The organism is Citrobacter sp. RHBSTW-00944 (assembly GCF_013615435.1).
GTDB classification, from domain to species: Bacteria; Pseudomonadota; Gammaproteobacteria; order Enterobacterales; family Enterobacteriaceae; genus Citrobacter; species Citrobacter braakii.
This window is the reverse complement of sequence record NZ_CP055418.1, coordinates 267,517-287,816: the sequence shown is the minus strand read 5'-3', so window position 1 is coordinate 287,816 and position 20,300 is coordinate 267,517. Positions and strand designations below refer to the sequence as shown.

15 protein-coding genes are annotated in these 20,300 nt (G+C 54.0%); 6 read left to right on the top strand and 9 right to left on the bottom strand.

The window, feature by feature from the left end; genetic code table 11:
- Window positions 1-14 precede the first annotated feature (14 nt).
- Together yjbE and pgi are read right to left on the bottom strand one after the other, a co-directional pair.
- A complete protein-coding gene (gene yjbE / locus HV334_RS01365; RefSeq protein ID WP_003826562.1) occupies window positions 15-257 on the bottom strand; it encodes an exopolysaccharide production protein YjbE in 243 nt (80 codons plus the stop codon).
- 469 nt (window positions 258-726) lie between these two features.
- Window positions 727-2,373 (bottom strand): glucose-6-phosphate isomerase, encoded by a 1,647-nt coding sequence (pgi, locus tag HV334_RS01360; protein WP_016155434.1) that lies wholly within the window; start codon window positions 2,371-2,373, stop codon window positions 727-729.
- 302 nt (window positions 2,374-2,675) lie between these two features.
- Between pgi and lysC the strand changes: the two genes are divergently transcribed.
- The 3 genes from lysC (at window position 2,676) to HV334_RS01345 (ending at window position 5,418) form a co-directional block, all read left to right on the top strand.
- Complete coding sequence (gene lysC, locus HV334_RS01355; RefSeq protein WP_016155333.1) at window positions 2,676-4,025, top strand: lysine-sensitive aspartokinase 3; 1,350 nt, start codon at window positions 2,676-2,678, stop codon at window positions 4,023-4,025.
- A gap of 92 nt (window positions 4,026-4,117) precedes the next feature.
- Window positions 4,118-5,044 (top strand): ketopantoate/pantoate/pantothenate transporter PanS, encoded by a 927-nt coding sequence (panS, locus tag HV334_RS01350; RefSeq protein WP_016155332.1) that lies wholly within the window; start codon window positions 4,118-4,120, stop codon window positions 5,042-5,044.
- A gap of 101 nt (window positions 5,045-5,145) precedes the next feature.
- A complete protein-coding gene (locus tag HV334_RS01345; protein WP_003826541.1) occupies window positions 5,146-5,418 on the top strand; it encodes a DUF3811 domain-containing protein in 273 nt (90 codons plus the stop codon).
- Here the strand turns inward: HV334_RS01345 and rluF are convergent.
- Both rluF and ftrA read right to left on the bottom strand, forming a co-directional pair.
- Window positions 5,415-6,290 carry a 23S rRNA pseudouridine(2604) synthase RluF gene (gene rluF, locus HV334_RS01340; protein WP_016155331.1) on the bottom strand — a complete coding sequence of 292 codons (876 nt, stop codon included), beginning with the start codon at window positions 6,288-6,290 and terminating at the stop codon, window positions 5,415-5,417. The genes HV334_RS01345 and rluF overlap by 4 nt on opposite strands.
- 68 nt (window positions 6,291-6,358) lie before the next feature.
- The gene (gene ftrA, locus HV334_RS01335) at window positions 6,359-7,339 is read right to left on the bottom strand and encodes a transcriptional regulator FtrA (protein ID WP_047499533.1); all 981 of its coding nucleotides are present in this window, start codon (window positions 7,337-7,339) and stop codon (window positions 6,359-6,361) included.
- Window positions 7,340-7,423: 84 nt separating this feature from the next.
- Here ftrA and HV334_RS01330 point away from each other — a divergent pair, with 84 nt between their 5' ends.
- Window positions 7,424-7,843 carry a rhodanese-like domain-containing protein gene (locus tag HV334_RS01330; protein ID WP_019077882.1) on the top strand — a complete coding sequence of 140 codons (420 nt, stop codon included), beginning with the start codon at window positions 7,424-7,426 and terminating at the stop codon, window positions 7,841-7,843.
- Between the two features lie 155 nt (window positions 7,844-7,998).
- On the top strand, window positions 7,999-8,688 hold the full coding sequence (gene pepE, locus HV334_RS01325; protein WP_016155430.1) for a dipeptidase PepE: 690 nt from the start codon (window positions 7,999-8,001) through the stop codon (window positions 8,686-8,688).
- 56 nt (window positions 8,689-8,744) lie between these two features.
- Here pepE and HV334_RS01320 read toward each other — a convergent pair whose 3' ends face one another.
- Both HV334_RS01320 and metH read right to left on the bottom strand, forming a co-directional pair.
- On the bottom strand, window positions 8,745-10,376 hold the full coding sequence (locus HV334_RS01320; RefSeq protein ID WP_016155327.1) for a Na/Pi cotransporter family protein: 1,632 nt from the start codon (window positions 10,374-10,376) through the stop codon (window positions 8,745-8,747).
- Window positions 10,377-10,617: 241 nt separating this feature from the next.
- Window positions 10,618-14,301: a methionine synthase gene (gene metH, locus HV334_RS01315; RefSeq protein ID WP_047415532.1), complete on the bottom strand. Its 3,684-nt coding sequence runs from the start codon at window positions 14,299-14,301 to the stop codon at window positions 10,618-10,620.
- Window positions 14,302-14,496: 195 nt separating this feature from the next.
- Between metH and iclR the strand changes: the two genes are divergently transcribed.
- The gene (gene iclR, locus HV334_RS01310) at window positions 14,497-15,321 is read left to right on the top strand and encodes a glyoxylate bypass operon transcriptional repressor IclR (RefSeq protein WP_047357748.1); all 825 of its coding nucleotides are present in this window, start codon (window positions 14,497-14,499) and stop codon (window positions 15,319-15,321) included.
- A gap of 17 nt (window positions 15,322-15,338) precedes the next feature.
- Here the strand turns inward: iclR and aceK are convergent, their stop codons facing one another.
- From aceK to aceB, 3 genes are all read right to left on the bottom strand, one after another.
- On the bottom strand, window positions 15,339-17,066 hold the full coding sequence (gene aceK, locus HV334_RS01305) for a bifunctional isocitrate dehydrogenase kinase/phosphatase (protein ID WP_047415535.1): 1,728 nt from the start codon (window positions 17,064-17,066) through the stop codon (window positions 15,339-15,341).
- A 102-nt stretch (window positions 17,067-17,168) separates the two neighbouring features.
- Window positions 17,169-18,473 (bottom strand): isocitrate lyase, encoded by a 1,305-nt coding sequence (gene aceA, locus HV334_RS01300; protein WP_016155323.1) that lies wholly within the window; start codon window positions 18,471-18,473, stop codon window positions 17,169-17,171.
- Window positions 18,474-18,508: 35 nt separating this feature from the next.
- Window positions 18,509-20,110 (bottom strand): malate synthase A, encoded by a 1,602-nt coding sequence (gene aceB, locus HV334_RS01295; RefSeq protein WP_181221080.1) that lies wholly within the window; start codon window positions 20,108-20,110, stop codon window positions 18,509-18,511.
- Window positions 20,111-20,300 lie beyond the last annotated feature (190 nt).

Sequence of the window (20,300 nt, the reverse complement as noted above, 5' to 3'; positions counted from 1 at the left end):
TAAACGTACCGGTATTACTGGGTACTGGTGGTTGTGGTGGTTGTGGTTCCGGTGTTAGAACCATCGCCGCCACCGGTTGCCGCAAGAGCAACCCCCACCGCGGAACTTACGGTGCTCACGCTGGTTGCGGAGGAACTTCCTGCCGAAACCGACGCGGCAGCCGACCCTGCAGCCTCACCCACCTGAACGGGGGCAGCATAGACAGAAGTCGCCGCAAGCGCAGATATAGCCCAAAGGCCATACAGAACTTTTTTCATCACAAATTCCCTTCATTGTATGAATGGAGATTTACCCAAAAGAATTTCGGGCGAGATCGAGTATACACAAGCCAAAGTGTGCAAATTACGCCAGGCGGGAATTTAGGATAATTAGATAGCAAGAAATAAAATGATTAACGCAAGATAATTAATTCAATATAATCATAAAGTTAAAATACAAAAACAAAAACACAACATCCGGTAATTCTGAAAAAACCAGAAACACGATAACGTTGAATGAATTATTTTAGGATTAAGCTCAATAAAGGTGTAAAGCAAAAGCGTAGATATTCGGGAGCCAGATTATAAAAAAGCCGATATTAATATCGGCTTTTTTTATAAGTAATCTGCAAATTCATTCGAATTGCAGCAAGACGGCAAGATCGTTAATCCCCGGGAGCATAGATAGCTATGCGACCGGGGTTAACGAACGCAGCCAACACCGCTGCGGCTCGAAGGAAGAAGCAGATTAACGCCAGGACTTATAACGGTTAATCAAACCGTTAGTTGAGCAATCATGGCTGGTGATTTCTTTATCATCATTCAGCTCTGGCAGAATGCGATTCGCCAGCTGTTTGCCCAGCTCAACGCCCCACTGGTCAAAGGTGAAGATATTCAGGATCGCGCCCTGAGTGAAGATTTTGTGCTCGTACAGCGCAATCAGCGCACCCAGGCTGAACGGTGTGATTTCGCGCAGCAGGATGGAGTTAGTTGGACGGTTACCTTCGAACACTTTGAACGGCACAACGTGGTCAAGCGTTGCAGGATCTTTACCCTGATCGCGGTATTCCTGCTCAACCACTTCACGAGATTTACCAAAAGCCAGCGCTTCGGTCTGAGCGAAGAAGTTAGACAGCAGTTTCGGATGGTGATCCGACAGCGGGTTGTGGGTGATTGCCGGAGCGATGAAATCGCACGGAACCATTTTGGTACCCTGGTGAATCAGCTGGTAGAACGCATGCTGACCGTTAGTACCCGGCTCACCCCAGATGATTGGGCCTGTCTGGTAATCCACCGCATTGCCGTTACGGTCAACGTATTTACCGTTGGATTCCATATTGCCCTGCTGGAAGTAGGCCGCGAAACGGTGCATATACTGGTCGTACGGCAGAATCGCTTCGGTTTCAGCACCGAAGAAATTGTTGTACCAGATACCGATCAGCGCCAACAGCACCGGCAGGTTTTTCTCCGCCGGAGTGGTGGAGAAGTGTTTGTCCATGGCGTGCGCGCCAGAAAGCAGCTCAACAAAGTTGTCGAAGCCCACAGAAAGGATGATGGACAGACCGATTGCAGACCACAGAGAGTAACGACCGCCAACCCAGTCCCAGAACTCGAACATATTGGCGGTATCAATACCGAACTCGCCAACCGCTTTACCGTTAGTGGAGAGCGCTGCGAAGTGTTTGGCAACGTGCTTGTTGTCGCCAGCGGTCGCCAGGAACCAGTCGCGCGCGCTGTGGGCGTTAGTCATGGTTTCCTGAGTGGTGAAGGTTTTGGAAGCGACCAGGAACAGCGTAGTCTCCGGATTCACTTTCTTCAGCACTTCGGCAATGTGCGTACCATCGACGTTAGACACAAAATGCATGTTCAGGTGATTTTTGTACGGGCGCAGCGCTTCGGTCACCATGAACGGGCCGAGGTCTGAACCGCCTATACCGATGTTCACGACATCAGTAATGGCTTTACCGGTATAGCCTTTCCAGCTTCCAGAGATAATCGCTTCAGAGAAGGATTTCATCTTCTCCAGCACCGCATTCACTTCCGGCATCACATCTTTGCCGTCAACGATGATTGGAGTGTTGCTACGGTTGCGCAGCGCCACGTGCAGCACGGCACGGTCTTCAGTGCGGTTAATTTTCTCACCGGAGAACATGGACTTGATGGCGCCTGCCAAATCGGTCTCTTTCGCCAGATCCTGCAGTTTAGCCAGCGTCTCTTCAGTGATGCGGTTTTTGGAGAAATCCACCAGCATCAGATCGTCAAACGTAGCGGAAAATTTAGCGAAACGATCGCTATCTTTCGCGAACAGATCCGCGATAGTAACGTCTTTCATCTCTTCAAAGTGTTTTTGTAGTGCCTGCCAGGCTGAGGTCTGCGTTGGATTGATGTTTTTCATTAGCAATACTCTTCTGATTTTGAGAATTGTGACTGAGATCGATTGTAACGCCAGTCACAGAAAAGTGTGATTGTTTTAATGCCATCGCCCTTGTATCCATCGAACCAGGGTAAAAAGTATAGATGTTATAAGCGCTGTTACTGAACGGAAACGCAGCATGAAAAATCCGCATAATCCCAGCGTTGACAGTGCAAGCTACACATTTTATTTATAAATACGGTATTTGCATTTGCGCCTGCACCGGTTTTCGTTCTGCCTTATGTGCCATGGTCGCTCTATTCATTCCCTGACACGAGGTAGTTATGACTGATGTAGTTGTCTCCAAGTTTGGCGGTACCAGCGTGGCGGATTTTGATGCCATGAATCGCAGCGCTGATGTGGTGCTTTCTGATGCTAACGTCCGTGTAGTGGTGCTTTCCGCTTCCGCTGGAATTACCAACCTGCTGGTCGCACTGGCTGAAGGGCTGGAGCCAACCGAGCGCTTCGAAAAACTCGACGCCATTCGTCAAATTCAGTTCAATATTCTGGAACGCCTGCGTTATCCAAACGTAATTCGTGAAGAGATTGAACGTCTGCTGGAAAACATCACCACGCTGGCAGAAGCGGCGTCACTGGCGACCTCAACCGCCCTGACCGACGAACTGGTCAGCCACGGTGAACTGATGTCTACCCTGTTGTTCGTCGAAATCCTGCGTGAACGCAACGTACAAGCGCAGTGGTTTGACGTGCGTAAAGTGATGCGCACCAACGATCGTTTTGGTCGCGCAGAACCCGACGTCGCGGCGCTGGCTGAACTGGCAACGCTTCAGTTGGCCCCGCGTCTGAGCGAAGGTCTGGTAATCACTCAGGGTTTTATCGGCAGCGAAGGCAAAGGCCGCACCACCACGTTGGGGCGCGGCGGTAGCGATTATACAGCCGCCCTGCTGGCCGAAGCGCTGCACGCAACGCGCGTCGATATCTGGACCGATGTTCCAGGCATTTACACTACCGATCCGCGCGTTGTTCCTGCTGCGCAGCGTATTGATGAAATCGCCTTTGAAGAGGCCGCGGAAATGGCGACCTTTGGCGCGAAAGTGCTGCACCCGGCAACCCTGTTGCCGGCCGTACGTAGCGATATCCCGGTATTTGTTGGCTCCAGCAAGGATCCAAAAGCAGGCGGTACGCTGGTCTGCAATAAAACCGCGAATCCACCGCTGTTCCGTGCGCTGGCGCTACGCCGTAAGCAGACGCTGCTGACGCTGCATAGCCTGAATATGCTGCACTCTCGCGGCTTTTTAGCAGAAGTGTTCGGCATCCTTGCACGCCACAATATCTCGGTCGATTTAATTACCACATCTGAAGTCAGCGTAGCGCTGACGCTGGATACCACCGGTTCAACCTCCACCGGCGATACGCTGTTAACGCAGTCTCTGCTGATGGAACTGTCTGCCTTGTGCCGGGTTGAAGTCGAAGAAGGCCTGGCGCTGGTGGCGTTGATTGGCAACGACCTGTCCAAAGCCTGCGGCGTGGGTAAAGAGGTATTTGGTGTACTGGAGCCGTTCAACATCCGCATGATTTGCTACGGCGCGTCCAGCCATAACCTGTGCTTCCTGGTGCCCGGTAGCGAAGCCGAACAGGTGGTACAGAAGCTACATCATAATTTGTTTGAATAATATTTCATCACGCGATAAACAATAACTATAGCCGGGCTCGAACCCGGCTTTTTTATAACAACACAACACATTTCAATCGCAAGGAAGATAACATGCTCGCTACTCTCACGCGGCTGTTCCCGTTATGGGCGCTGCTGCTCTCTGTTATTGCGTATTACACGCCCTCCACCTTTACGCCTGTCGGGCCATTCGTACCGTCGTTGCTGATGCTGATCATGTTCGGCATGGGCGTTCACCTGAAGGTGGACGACTTTAAACGCGTACTTTCACGCCCCGCACCGGTCGCGGCGGGTATTTTCCTGCACTATCTGGTGATGCCGCTCGCCGCATGGATTTTGGCGCTGGCATTTAATATGCCGCCGGAACTGTCGGCAGGGATGGTGCTGGTCGGTAGCGTCGCCAGCGGAACCGCATCGAACGTCATGATCTATCTGGCAAAAGGTGATGTGGCGCTCTCCGTGACTATTTCATCGGTTTCAACGCTGGTCGGCGTTGTCGCCACGCCGCTGCTGACACGGCTGTATGTCGACGCGCATATCCAGGTGGATGTGATGGGTATGCTGCTGAGTATTCTGCAGATCGTGGTCATTCCGATTGCTTTGGGACTGGTCATTCACCATCTGTTCCCACGCGTCGTAAAAGCCGTGGAACCGTATCTGCCGGCGTTTTCTATGCTGTGCATCCTGGCGATCATCAGCGCCGTCGTGGCGGGTTCTGCCTCGCACATTGCGTCCGTCGGCTTTGTGGTGATTATCGCCGTGATCCTGCATAACACCATTGGCTTGCTCGGCGGCTACTGGGGCGGAAAACTGTTTGGTTTCGACGAGTCAACCTGTCGTACGTTGGCTATTGAAGTGGGCATGCAGAATTCAGGGCTTGCCGCTGCGCTGGGCAAAATCTACTTTGGCCCGCTTGCGGCCCTACCCGGCGCGTTGTTCTCGGTCTGGCATAACCTTTCCGGTTCGCTGCTGGCAGGTTACTGGTCCGGTAAACCGATTAAAGAAAAAGAACGCCGCTAATTGACGGCGGCAGGCCGGATAGCGGCTAACACCTTATCCGGCCTACCCAGCCTCTGCACTTTGCCGTACACTGCGGATATCGGCTAACAGAGGGCACCCTTATGGCACTCCCCCGCATTACCCAAAAAGAGATGACCGAACGCGAACAGCGTGAACTGAAAACGCTGCTCGACCGCGCGCGCATTGCGCATGGTCGGCTGCTGACCAACGCTGAGACCAACAGCATCAAGAAAGAGTACATCGATAAACTGATGGCCTTGCGTGAAGCAGAAGCTAAAAAAGCCCGCCAGTTGAAGAAAAAGCAGGCTTATAAACCGGATGCGGAAGCATCATTTTCCTGGTCAGCGAATACGCCAACGCGCGGCAGACGTTAACGCCCTTTCTTCTTACGCCCCGGCGAGGTAAAACGCTTCCCGTTTGCCGCCGGGCGCGATTTCTCTTTCTCAGCCGATTTTTCGATTTTCACCACCGGGCGCTTAATGCCTGCGGTTTTTGGCTTCGCTTTCGCCTTCGGTTTGGCTTCTGAGGACGAGTTCTCAATCAGCTTGAACAGGTCGATCAGTTCGTCATCCGTCAGGTCGCGCCATTCACCCAGCGGCAGGCCGGACAGACCAACGTTCATGATACGTGTACGCTCAAGCTTAGTAACTTCATAGCCAAAGTGCTCGCACATACGACGGATCTGGCGGTTCAGCCCCTGAATCAGCGTGATACGAAACACAAACGGCGCTTCTTTCTTGACCTTACATTTCTTGGTAACGGTGCCAAGGATTGGCACACCGGCACTCATCCCACGGATAAAGTCATCAGTGACCGGCTTATCTACCGTCACCAGATACTCTTTTTCGTGATCGTTACCGGCACGCAGGATTTTATTCACCAGGTCGCCGTGGTTGGTCAGAAAGATAAGTCCCTGGGAATCTTTGTCCAGACGACCGATCGGGAACACGCGCTTGCTGTGGTTAACGAAATCAACAATGTTGTCGCGTTCGCTGTCTTCAGTGGTGCTGACAATCCCTACCGGCTTGTTCAGCGCGATAAAAACCAGATCTTCCGCTTCACGCGGCTCAATCAACCGACCATTCACTTTTACGACGTCGCCAGGCATCACCTGATCGCCAATGGTGGCGCGTTTACCATTCAGGAAGACATTCCCTTGTTCGATAAAGCGATCCGCCTCGCGGCGCGAGCAGATTCCGCTTTCACTGATGTATTTATTTAATCGGATGGATGAGTCGGGCAGCATAATTTCTCCTTTGACAGCGAAATATACCCTACCTTGCGGGGGATAAAAAAGCAGAGCGTGAAAATGTGCTATCGCATCTGATTACGTAATGCCTGCGGGCTGATACCAAATCGTTTTTGAAAGTGGTAACGCAAAGAGTTTGCGCTGCCGAACCCGGTTTGCTGCGCGATCTGCTCAATACTGATATGGGATGTATTGAGCGCCTGCTGCGCACGGTTTAGCCGTTCATTCATCAGCCAACGTGCGGGAGTAAGCCCCGTTGACTCCTGAAATCGCCGCATCAACGTTCGGGGACTCATACCGACCTGGCTGGCCAGAGCGTCAAGAGTATGCTTCTGCGCGATATTGTTATGTAACCAGTCAAGCAAAAGACCAAAACGCTGGCTTTCCCGACTGCGGGCAACAGGACGCAGTTGCTGCTGAGTCTGGCTGCCATCCCTGTGGGGCTGCAGCACCAGGCGACGGGCCACGTTATTGGCAATCTCAAGTCCAAAATCAGTGCGCACCACATGCAAACATAAATCAATCCCTGCCGCACTACCTGCCGAAGTGAGCACGTCGTGGTCACCGACATACAGGACATCTTCCACGACGTTGATGGCGGGAAAGCGTCGCTGGAGTTCACTGACGTAACGCCAGTGCGTCGTCGCCTTACGGTCATCCAGCAAACCTGCCGCAGCCAGAACAAATACACCAGAACAGATAGAGATGACTCGACAACCGCGTTGATGTGCTTCACGAAGCGCATCGCATAATGCTTCCGGGACCGGTGAGCTCACGTCACGCCAGCCAGGAATGACAATAGTGTCTGCTTCCTGCAGCAATTCATATCCACCGTCCACCACGATACGAACCCCACCAGTTGCCCTTAATTCACCTTGATCAACCGAAGCCACGGCAAAACGATACCAGCTCTCTCCCAGTTCAGGTCGCGGAAGCCCAAAAACTTCCACTGCGACGCCAAACTCGAAAGTACATAGCCCGTCATAAGCGAGTGCAACGACCAACGGGCGAGAAGATGTTGTCATGATCCTGGCGGAATCTGTCATGGTCAGAGGGTGTTTCGAGGTTAATTTTTTGATGAGATAAGAGGTAACACAACAGCTGATTTCACCACAAGAGAAAACAACAATATGAGTACCGTAACTGATATTCCAGCCGCTTCATCTGCACAAGCTATCGCCCATTTCCAGCAACGTCTGAATATGGAGACGGATTGTTCTGACGTTCATTCCGCGATGGCTGCTGACGACAAAGATTTTGTGCTTTTACATGTAGTGGGGAGTGCAGAGAGTTTTTCCCGTTGTCATATCCCTGGCGCGATTCATCTTCCCCATCGACTGATAAATACGGAATCCTTGAAAAAATGGCCACAGGACACACTGTTTGTCGTCTATTGCGCTGGCCCACACTGTAACGGGGCCGATCGCGCGGCGCTGAAGTTGGCGCAGCTAGGTCGACCGGTGAAAATAATGATTGGTGGTATTAAGGGCTGGGAGGACGAAGGCCTGGCGTTTGCCACTACGCAAAAGGACGCTGTTTCAATAGATTGATCGTTGTTAAGTCTGAACGGGCTTTTCCAACAGGAGGTTGTGGTTAACCCGTTCGGCTTTCCCCCTTCCAACATCGTGAGCCATATCAGTAAGGCGTTACGCTGATAGTGGTAGCATTAGCGCGGTTTGTAATTTTCTGATTACATGGAGAAATGATGGAACTGCTTTTATTGAGTAACTCGACGCTGCCGGGCAAAGGCTGGATGGAACATGCGCTACCGCTGATTGCTGAGCAGCTGAATGGTCGCCGTACGGCGGTGTTTATTCCGTTCGCTGGCGTGACGCAAACCTGGGATGAATACACGGCGAAAACGGCAGCCATCTTTGCGCCAATGGGCGTCAACGTTACTGGCATTCATACCGTTGCCGATCCGATCGCTGCCATTGAAAACGCAGAGCTGGTGATTGTCGGCGGGGGTAACACCTTCCAGTTACTGAAAGAGAGCCGCGAGCGCGGACTGCTGGCGCCGATTGTGGATGTCGTCAAACGCGGTGCGCTGTACATCGGCTGGAGCGCAGGTTCTAACCTCGCCTGCCAGACCATCCGCACCACCAACGACATGCCGATTGTCGATCCAAAAGGTTTTGATGCCCTGGGTCTGTTCCCGCTGCAGATTAACCCACATTTCACCAATGCGCTTCCGGAAGGCCACAAAGGCGAAACGCGTGAACAGCGTATTCGCGAGCTGCTGGTTGTGGCACCAGAGCTGACGGTAATTGGTTTGCCGGAAGGAAACTGGATTAAGGTGAGTAACGGCCAGGCGGTTCTTGGCGGTCCGAACACCACTTACGTCTTTAAAGCGGGTGAAGACGCGGTTGCCCTCGAAGCAGGTCACTGCTTCTAACCGACGTTGCCGGATAACGGCATAAATGCCTTATCCGGCCACCCGGTCCACCTCACTCAATAATCGTCGCGCTCATCGTCCTCATCCGGCTGTTCCAGCACGCTATAAGCCACGGAACAAAACAGCGAGTTCAGACGCTGCATATCGCCCAGCAGCGCCAGGTGCAAGGAGCTGGTCTCGATGCTCTGCACGTTCTGCTGATGCAGACGGTCAACGTGCGCATGCGAATACCGACGGTTGAGAATACGGAAACGGTGCTTGCTACGGCGCAGACGTCGGGCGCTGGTCACGTCACCAGAGAAGAACACCGACATCGCCAGCTGCAGATTGCTGAGCAGCTGATCGAAGAGCGCATCCAGCTCTTTCAATCCTTCCACAGAGAATGCGCGACGGGCAGCCAGCGACTTATCCGCTATCTCACTGCCCATACGTTCGACAATATCGGAAGCCTGCTCGAGGTTAAGCGACATTTCGATAATCTCCGCCCAACGGCGTGATTCCTCTTCCGCCAGTTCATCCTTTGGCATCCGCGCCAGATAAAGCTTGATTGCCGTGTATAGCACGTTAATGTCGTCCGCCATCCTGCGCAGCTCTTTCTCTTCACGCGGCTCGCCGTGCATCACCTTCTTCAGCCCGTCCATCATCTGCTCCATCGCGTCGCCGATGCGCAGAGCTTCACGAGCGGCATTGGCCAGGGCCAGCGTCGGCGTATCCAGCGCACTGACGTCCAGATGCTTGGGCTTCAGATGCGCATCCAGCTCCGGCTCATCGCGGATGATGCGCTTACAAAAACGCGCCATCGGTTCTGCGAACGGCACCATCGCCACGCAGCGCACCAGGTTGTAGAAGACATGGAAGTAAATAACCAGTTCAGATTTCGGTAACGGCAGTTCATCCATCAGATTGGCCAGCGGATGAACAAACGGCAGGATAATCAGGCTTCCCACCAGCTTAAACAGCAGGCTACCGAGCGCCACACGGCGGGCGGCGGCGTTAGCGGCGCTGTTATTAAGCATCGCCAGCAGGCCAGAGCCGAGGTTGGCGCCAATCACCAGACACAACGCCACCGGGAACGAGATAATGCCTGCCGCGGTCAGCGTTGCCGTCAGCAGCACCGCCGCAAGGCTGGAGTAACTGATAATCGCGAACATAGCGCCAATCAGCGCATCCAGCATGATATCGCCGGTGAGCGAGGCGAAAATAACCTGTACGCCGTTAGCCTGGGTGATCGGTGTTACCGCCTGCACAATCAGTTCCAGCGCCAGTAAAATCAACCCCAGTCCAATACCAACCCGCCCCAGTTGCCCCACACGGGACTGCTTACGTCCGAGAAAGAAGATCACGCCGATAAAAATCAGCAGTGGCGACAGCCAGGAGAGATCGAAGGTCAGGATACGCGCCATCAGCGCGGTCCCGACGTCGGCGCCGAGTACAATCACCAGCGCAGGGGTGAGCGCGACGAGGTCCTGCGCGACAAACGAGGTCACCAGCATGGTGGTGGCGTTGCTGCTTTGTACCAGCGCCGTCACGCCGATACCCGCACAAAAGGCGAGCGGCTTCTTTTCAACACTACGGCTGAGTACGGTACGCAAGCGGGCGCCGAAGACGCGCATCACGCCGGTGCGCACAATATGCGTACCCCAAACCAGCATAGAGACAGCAGAAAGCAGGTGTAACAGAGTTAGCACGGAATCAGGTTCTCCTTATCGTTATATGTTCCTGAGGCTCATAGCGATGACATAACACCTGATGACGCCACGCTTATCAGGCCTACAAAAATATGCCAGTAGCCGGATAAGGTGTTTACGCCGCCATCCGGCAAGCAGTACCGATGAACGTTCTTTCAGTATAAGGGTTTAAACGTAATAAAGAGACAAGGCACTCATTGAGTGCCCTGTTTGTTGTAAATAAAGATGACAGTTTTGTGAATCAGTCAGCGTCATAGCCCAGATTAGGCGCTAACCAACGTTCGACTTCCGCCACGCTCATGCCTTTACGGAAGGCGTAATCTTCAACCTGATCGCGCTGGATTTGCGCCACGGCGTAGTACTTGCTGTCTGGATGACTGAAATACCAGCCGGAAACCGACGCACCTGGCCACATCGCGAAGGATTCGGTGAGCTTCATCCCGGTGTGCGCTTCTACATCCAGCAGTTCCCAGATGGTGGCCTTTTCGGTGTGTTCCGGACACGCCGGATAGCCCGGCGCCGGGCGAATTCCCTGGTAGTTTTCGCGGATCAGCTCCTCGTTACTGAGGTTCTCATTCGCCGCATAGCCCCAGTAGACTTTACGCACGCGCTCGTGCAGATATTCCGCGAACGCTTCCGCCAGGCGGTCGGCAATCGCTTTCACCATGATCTTGTTGTAGTCGTCATGCTGGGCTTCGAAGGCGTCCGCCAGTGCATCTTCCTCCAGACCGCCGGTAACTGCGAAAGCACCGATGTAATCCGCTTTGCCGCTCAGTTTCGGCGCAACAAAGTCAGACAGGCAGTAGTTGGCGAAACCGACTTTTTCCGTCTGCTGGCGCAGGTGATGACTGACGTTGATGACGTGCGTACGCGTCTCGTCACGGTAAATCTCGATGTCGTCCCCCACGCGGTTAGCCGGGAACAAGCCCACCACGCCGCGCGGATTCAGGGTTTTCTCAGCGCTGAGTTTATCCAACATGTCATTGGCGTCTTTGAACAGACGTTTCGCCTCTTCTCCCACCACCTCATCTTCGAGGATGCGCGGGTATTTCCCGGCCAGCGACCAGGTCATAAAGAACGGCGTCCAGTCGATGTAGTTGCGCAGCGTTTCGATGCTGGCTTCAACGCTCTGTACGCCGAGGCGGTGCGCCACCGGCGGCGTGTAGTTTTCCCAGTCGAAGGCCAGATCGTTGTCGCGGGCAGCCTGTAACGTTACTGGTGGGGTCCGCGGTTTCTTACGCGCATGCTGGATACGCACGGTTTCGTACTCTTTACGCGTACGGGCGACAAAGTCATCGCGCTGAGTGTCAGAGAGGAGTGCGGCGACTACGCCAACGGTACGCGAGGCGTTCTGCACATAAACCGTCGGACCACTGTAGTTCTGCTCTATTTTCACCGCCGTGTGCGCTTTTGAGGTGGTCGCGCCGCCAATCAGCAATGGAATAGTGAAACCCTGGCGCTCCATCTCTTTCGCCACGTTGACCATTTCGTCCAGCGACGGGGTAATCAGCCCGGAAAGACCAATCAGATCGGCATTCACTTCACGTGCCGTTCTGAGGATTTTCTCCGCTGGCACCATCACGCCAAGATCGACGATTTCGTAGTTGTTACATTGCAGCACCACACCAACGATGTTTTTGCCGATATCGTGCACATCGCCTTTCACGGTAGCAATGACCATCTTGCCGTTGCTGGAGCCTTTCTCTTTGCTGGCCTCAATGTACGGTTCGAGGTAGGCCACCGCCTGCTTCATCACGCGGGCGGATTTCACCACCTGCGGCAGGAACATTTTGCCCTCGCCAAACAGATCGCCAACCACGTTCATCCCGTCCATCAGCGGCCCTTCAATCACCTCGATCGGACGCGCGGCCTGCTGGCGAGCTTCTTCAGTATCCTGCTCAATAAATTCGGTAATGCCTTTCACCAGCGAATATTCGAGGCGCTTTTTCACGTCCCAACTGCGCCATTCCGCCATCTGGGCATTGGCAGTGTCATCAGTTTTGCTACCGCGATATTTCTCAGCCAGCTCCAGCAGACGCTCGGTGCCATCGTCACGACGGTTGAGGATCACATCTTCAACCGCATCGCGCAGCTCGGCGGGCAGGTCGTCGTAAATCGCCAGTTGTCCGGCGTTGACGATCCCCATGTCCATGCCGTTGCGAATGGCGTAGTAAAGGAATACCGCGTGAATGGCTTCACGAACCGGGTCGTTACCACGGAAGGAGAACGACACGTTGGAGACGCCGCCGGAGATCAGCGCGTGCGGTAGTTCGCGTTTGATGTCCTCACAGGCGCCGATAAAGTCCTGGGCGTAGTTGTTGTGCTCATCAATCCCGGTCGCGACCGCAAAGATGTTCGGGTCGAAGATGATGTCTTCCGGCGGGAAGCCTACCTCTTCGGTAAGAATTTTGTACGCCCGTCGGCAAATCTCAATTTTACGCGCTCGGGTGTCGGCCTGCCCCTGCTCGTCAAAGGCCATCACCACCACTGCGGCACCGTAGCGTCGCAGCAACTTCGCGTGGTGGATAAAGGTCTCAACCCCCTCTTTCATCGAGATGGAGTTAACGATGCCTTTACCCTGAATGCACTTCAGCCCTTTTTCGATGACGTCCCATTTTGAGGAGTCGATCATAATCGGCACGCGGGCGATATCCGGCTCACCGGCGATAAGGTTGAGAAAACGCACCATCGCCGCTTCGGCGTCGAGCATCCCCTCATCCATGTTGATATCGATAATCTGTGCGCCACTTTCCACCTGCTGACGGGCGACATCCAGCGCTTCGTTGTATTTCTCTTCTTTGATCAGTCGCTTAAATTTCGCCGAACCGGTGACGTTGGTACGCTCGCCGACGTTCACAAACAGGCTATCGTCGCCAATATTCAACGGTTCAAGGCCAGACAGACGGCAGGCTACCGGGATTTCCGGCAAGCGGCGCGGCGGCAAGCCTTCCACTGCGCGGCTCATCGCGGCGATGTGTTCCGGCGTGGTGCCGCAGCAGCCGCCAACCACGTTGAGGAAGCCCGCTTGCGCCCACTCGCGTATTTGCGCCGCCATGGTGTCGGCATCGAGATCGTATTCGCCAAAGGCGTTCGGCAACCCGGCGTTCGGGTGCGCGGTAACATAGCATTCGGCAATGCGCGACAGCTCCTGCACGTACTGGCGCAACTCGTCCGGGCCTAAGGCGCAGTTCAGACCGAAGGTCAGCGCATCGGCGTGGCGCAGTGAGTTATAGAACGCTTCGGTTGTCTGACCGGAGAGCGTACGCCCGGAAGCATCGGTGATAGTGCCGGAGAGCATAATCGGCAACTCAACGCCCAGCGCTTCGAACTCGGTTTTAACCGCGAAAATAGCGGCTTTGGCGTTCAGGGTATCGAAGACGGTTTCAATCAGGATCAGGTCGCTGCCACCTTCCACCAGCGCTTTGGTGGATTCACGGTAGGCGGCCACCAGCTGATCAAAGGTAATATTGCGGTAAGCCGGGTCGTTGACGTCAGGCGAGATAGACGCCGTACGGTTGGTTGGACCAAGCACACCCGCGACATAGCGCGGTTTTTCCGGTGTGCGTGCCGTCCATTCGTCTGCCGCTGCGCGCGCCAGTTTGGCTGCTGCAAAGTTGATTTCCGCCGACAGGGATTCCATCTGGTAATCCGCCATGGCGATAGTCGTGGAGTTAAAGGTGTTGGTTTCGATGATATCCGCGCCCGCCTCAAAATAGGCGTTATGGATGGCGGCGATCACCTCAGGTTTGCTGAGCACCAACAGGTCGTTGTTGCCTTTCAGATCGCACGGCCAGTCGGCAAAGCGTTCGCCGCGGAAATCCTCTTCGCTCAGACGATATCCCTGGATCATGGTGCCCATACCGCCGTCCAGCACCAGAATACGTTCATTTAACTGCTGACGTAATTGTTCAACTTTGCTGCTCACACTCGCTCCCGACAACGCTCAACCAGACCGAAAAAAACTCAACAGACCATACTGGCACAAACCTGAGAGGTGGAAAAGAGAACAACGGCCAACATGAGACATGTTCAGCTTCACTCATCCGATCAGTACAGGAATTCTTGCATTATAATTGAATAAAACGAAAATGATTTCCACGATACAGAAAAGGAGTCCGCCATGGTTGCCACAATCCCCGCGAAACGCGGTAGAAAACCCGCCGCTGCTACTACGCCTGCAACCGGGCAGGTTCAGTCTCTGACTCGCGGCCTGAAGCTACTGGAGTGGATTGCAGAATCCAACGGCAGCGTGGCACTAACCGAGCTGGCACAGCAGGCCGGTTTGCCAAACTCCACGACTCACCGTTTGTTGACCACCATGCAGCAGCAAGGATTTGTCCGTCAGGTGGGTGAATTAGGCCACTGGGCCGTGGGTGCGCATGCGTTTATCGTCGGCAGCAGCTTTTTGCAAAGCCGTAATTTGCTGGCGATTGTCCACCCGATCCTGCGCAAGCTGATGGAAGACTCCGGTGAGACGGTAAACCTGGCCGTGTTAGATCAAAGCGACCATCAGGCCATTATTATCGACCAGGTGCAGTGTACCCAACTGATGCGTATGTCCGCGCCTATCGGCGGCAAACTGCCGATGCACGCCTCCGGTGCGGGTAAGGCGTTTTTATCCCAACTGAGTGAAGAACAGGTGACTGGCCTGCTGCACCGTAAAGGGCTGCACGCATACACCCACGCCACGCTGGTGTCGCCGGTGCATCTGAAAGAGGATTTAGCCCAGACGCGCAAGCGCGGCTACTCCTTTGATGATGAGGAGCATGCGCTGGGTCTGCGCTGCGTGGCGTCGTGCATTTATGATGAACACCGCGAGCCGTTTGCCGCTATTTCCATCTCCGGACCCATTTCGCGCATTACCGACGATCGAGTGACCGAGTTTGGCGCCATGGCGATCAAAGCGGCGAAAGAAGTCACGCTGGCATACGGCGGATTTCGTTAAGAAAGGGTTGCCGGGCATCAAGCCGCAAATCTGATGCAAAACCGCTGTTTGCGCCGGTAGGCGTAAACATCTTCCACGTGCCCTTCACGGATCCGCGTTTGCAGACCTCGCCAGTAGTCAGCGCTGAACAGGTCAGCATGCATCTCTTCAAATAGCGGCCCGATACGCGGGTCAGCGCATAGCCAGTGACGAAACTCTTCCGGGAAGACATCCCCCGGGGATACGCTATACCACGGTTCAGCGCTCATCTCATCTTCCGGGTAGCGCGGCGGCGGGATATGACGGAAATTCACCTCCGTCATGTAGCAAATTTCATCGTAGTCGTAGAACACCACGCGCCCGTGGCGAGTCACGCCGAAGTTCTTAAACAGCATATCGCCGGGGAAAATATTGGCGGCGGCCAGCTGACGAATGGCATTGCCGTACTCTTCAATTGCATCGCGCAGTTGCTGGCCTTCGACCTGCTCCAGCCAGATATTCAGCGGCACCATCCGTCGTTCGATATACAGATGGCGAATGACGATCTGATCGCCGAGATCGGTAATTTTTTCCGGGGCTTCCTGTAGCAACAGCGCCATCAGCGACGGATCGATTTGCCGTTTATCCAGCACAAAGTTCTCGAACTCCTGAGTGTCAGCCATCCGCCCGACACGATCGTGCTCCTTGACCAGTTGATAACAGGCGCGGACGTGGGCGGCCGACATCTCTTTTTGCGGCGCAAATTTGTCTTTGATGACTTTAAAGACGCGGTCGAAGCCTGGCAGGGTAAATACCAGCATCACCATGCCGCGGATCCCCGGCGCTTCGATAAATTGCTCATCGCAATGGGCAAGATAGAGCAGATATTCGCGGTAACTTTCGGTCTTCGCGTGTTTCTGACAGCCGATCGCCATATACAATTCAGCGGTGGTTTTACCGGGCAGGATCTCGCGCAGCCACTCCACTAACGCGGCGGGCAGTGGGGCGTAAACCATAAAATACGAGCGGGCGAAGCCAAACACGATACTGGCTTCCGCCGTCGTGGTCAGGCAGGTATCGACAAACAGTTCACCCTCGTCAGTACGGTGAATTGGCAGTAAAAACGGCAGCGTCCCGGAAGGGGTAATCAACTTACCGACCAGCCAGGCGGCCTTGTTGCGATAAAACAGTTCGTTCGCCACCTGCAAATGACTGCGCTGCAACACATCCGCCCCCAGCGTTTCGGTCAGGTGTTCGATGATGTAGTGGATATCCCGATGTCTGTTCTGCCACGGCAGACGCAAGGGCAGATCGCTGAGGACGCGCGTAAGCAGCCACTCCCAGCCGGTATCGGGAAAAAAGTCTTTCGCCAACGGGCGTGGGATCGTGCGAAAACGGCGCTCTGGCTGAGAGCTGAAAATAAACAGTCGCTCGGGAGTCAGCGAGCGGTGGTCAAATAACCGGCAATAGACGGAGTTAAAGAAACTCTCCGCAATCTCGAAGCGTGGGTAATCTGGCAATAGCCGGGTGTAATGCTCTTTCACGCGAAGTAAAAAATCCGCGTCGGTACTTTTGCCATCAGTAATGCAGCGCAGTTGCTCCACCACCAGACCCACATGATGATCGTAAAGGTGGATACGACTTTTCATCGCCTGCTGAACCGCGTGCCAGTCGGCATGTTCAAAACGCTGCTGCGCGCCGGAGGTCACTTCCAGAAAACGCCCGTACTGGGCGTCGAAACCTTGCAAAATCGTCTGAGCAATCAGTAATTCCAGGCCACGCGTCATCAATTTCTCCCATCCGGCACAATGTCATGCCGGATGGCGCATTCGCTTATCCGGCCTACATCCTTTCGTAGGCCCGGTAAGCGCAGCGCCACCGGGCATTGATCAAAACTGCGATTCTTCAGTCGAGCCGGTCAGCGCGGTCACTGAAGAAGTGCCGCCCTGAATGATGGTGGTTACTTTGTCGAAGTAGCCTGTCCCTACTTCCTGCTGATGGGACACGAAGGTGTAACCATCTTTAGCCGCCGCAAATTCCGGCTGCTGAACCTTCTCAACGTAGTGGCGCATGCCCTCACCCTGCGCATAGGAATGCGCGAGGTCGAACATGTTGAACCACATGCTGTGGATACCCGCCAGCGTAATGAACTGGTATTTGTAACCCATATCGGACAGCTGTTGCTGGAAGCTGGCAATGGTTTTGTCATCCAGGTTTTTCTGCCAGTTAAACGATGGCGAACAGTTGTAGGCCAGCAGTTTGCCTGGGAATTTCGCATGAATAGCATCGGCAAAGCGCTTCGCCAGTTCGAGGTCCGGCGTGGAGGTTTCACACCACACCAGATCCGCATACGGTGCGTAGGCCAGGCCACGGCTGATCGCCTGCTCAATACCCGCATGCGTACGGTAGAACCCTTCGCTGGTACGTTCGCCAGTGATGAACTCGCTATCGTATGGGTCGCAATCAGACGTAATCAGATCGGCTGCGTCAGCATCGGTACGCGCAATCACCAGCGTCGGAACGCCCATAACGTCTGCAGCCAGACGGGCTGCCACCAGTTTCTGGATAGCTTCCTGAGTCGGCACCAGGACTTTGCCGCCCATGTGACCACATTTTTTCACCGATGCGAGCTGATCTTCGAAGTGAACGGCCGCTGCACCAGCCTCAATCATCGATTTCATTAGTTCAAACGCGTTCAGTACCCCGCCAAAACCCGCTTCCGCATCGGCAACGATCGGCAGGAAGTAATCCACATAGCGCGGATCGTTCGGCTCAATACCAGTTGACCATTGGATCTGATCGGCACGACGGAATGTGTTGTTGATCCTGTCCACCACCGCCGGAACGGAGTTCGCTGGATACAACGATTGATCCGGATACATGCTGGACGCCAGGTTGGCATCTGCCGCCACCTGCCAGCCTGAAAGGTAGACCGCTTCAATACCAGCTTTCGCTTGCTGCAGCGCCTGACCACCAGTCAGCGCACCGAGGCTGTTGATATAACCTTTCTTCGATTCGCCGTGTAGCAGACGCCACATTTTCGCCGCGCCAAGCTGCGCCAGCGTGCATTCCGGGTTGACCGAGCCACGTAATTTCACCACTTCCTCCGCGCTATAGGGGCGGGTGATGCCTTCCCAGCGCGGTTGAGTCCATTCTTTCTGTAATTCTTCGATTTGTTGAGTACGGGTTTTCATGTGCAGATGCTCCATTAGGATAAATTGTGGGTAAATTAGGCCAACAGGCGATAGCCCGGTAACGTCAGGAAGTCAATTAACTCGTCGGAAGTGGTGATTTGCTCCATCAGGCGCGCGGCGTCGTCAAAACGCCCGCTGCTGTAGCGGTGTTCGCCCAGTTCCTCCTGAATCACCAGCATCTCTTCGGCCAGCATCTGGCGGAACAACGGTTTGGTAACCGGTTTGCCGTTGCTGAGCGTTTTCTGGTGGTGGATCCACTGCCAGATGGAAGTACGAGAGATTTCGGCGGTGGCCGCATCTTCCATCAGACCATAAATCGGTACGCAGCCATTACCGGAGATCCACGCTTCGATGTACTGCACCGCGACACGAATGTTGGCACGCATGCCTTCTTCAGTACGCTCACCTTCACAGGGTGCCAGCAATTGTTCTGCGGTAATCGCCGCATCTTCTTCACGGGTCACGAACAGCTGATTTTTATTTTCACCGAGTACGTCGTTGAACACCGCCATTGCGGTATCTGCCAGTCCTGGATGGGCAATCCATGTGCCGTCATGACCGTTATTGGCTTCCAGCGCTTTGTCCGCTTTTACCTTGGTCAGAACCTGGTTGTTACGTTCCGCATCTTTGCTGGGAATGAACGCGGCCATGCCGCCCATCGCGAACGCGCCGCGTTTATGACAGGTTTTGATCAGCAGACGCGAATACGCACTGAGGAATGGCTTATCCATCGTCACCACCTGACGGTCCGGCAACACGCGATCCGGGTGGTTCTTCAGTGTTTTGATATAACTGAAAATGTAGTCCCAGCGACCGCAGTTCAGGCCCACAATGTGGTCACGCAGCGCGTGCAGAATTTCGTCCATCTGGAAAACGGCTGGCAGCGTTTCAATCAGCAGGGTCGCTTTAATTGTGCCGCGCGTCAGATTAAAGCGATCCTCTGCATAGCTGAACACTTCACTCCACCATGCCGCTTCTTGCCAGGCCTGCGTTTTGGGTAGATAGAAATAAGGGCCACTGCCTTTTGCCAGCAACGTTTTGTAGTTGTGGAAGAAATAGAGGGCAAAGTCGAACAGGCTGCCCGGGATCGATTCGCCACGCCAGGTGACGTGTTTTTCCGGCAGGTGCAGACCGCGAACGCGGCACACTAACAGGGCCGGATTGGGTTTGAGTTGATAAATTTTACCGGCTTCGTTGGTGTAGCTAATGGTGCCATTGACTGCATCGCGCAAGTTGATTTGCCCGTCGATAACTTTGCTCCACTCAGGAGCCAGCGAATCTTCAAAATCAGCCATAAAGACTTTGACGTTCGCGTTCAGCGCGTTGATAACCATCTTGCGCTCAACCGGTCCGGTAATCTCTACACGGCGATCCAGTAAATCATCAGGAATACCGCGAATTTTCCAGCTGCCTTCGCGAATGGAAGCTGTTTCCGAAATAAAGTCAGGCAACTTACCGTCATCAATATCCTGCTGCTGCTGGATACGTGCAGCCAGAAGTTTATTCCGCTTTGGCGTAAATCTTGTCACCAGCTCGGTCAGAAACTCCACCGCTTCAGCGGTCAGAATCTGCTGTTCCTGTTCGCCACGCGGCCTGGTGAAGATCAGTTCATCGGTTGTCGTTGCCTGTTGATTCATTGCGTAGTTCCTCGTCATTGATCCAAACACATCCCCAATGCGAACGAAGGATCGTTGTGCGGTTTTCGTTCAGCACAACTAAGACTACTCATTTAAATTTCAAAATCAAAAACAATTTCCATTTTTAATTTAATTATCAATTAACTTATTGATAACAATATAAATAAAATTTAATTACACAGTGAGGTGC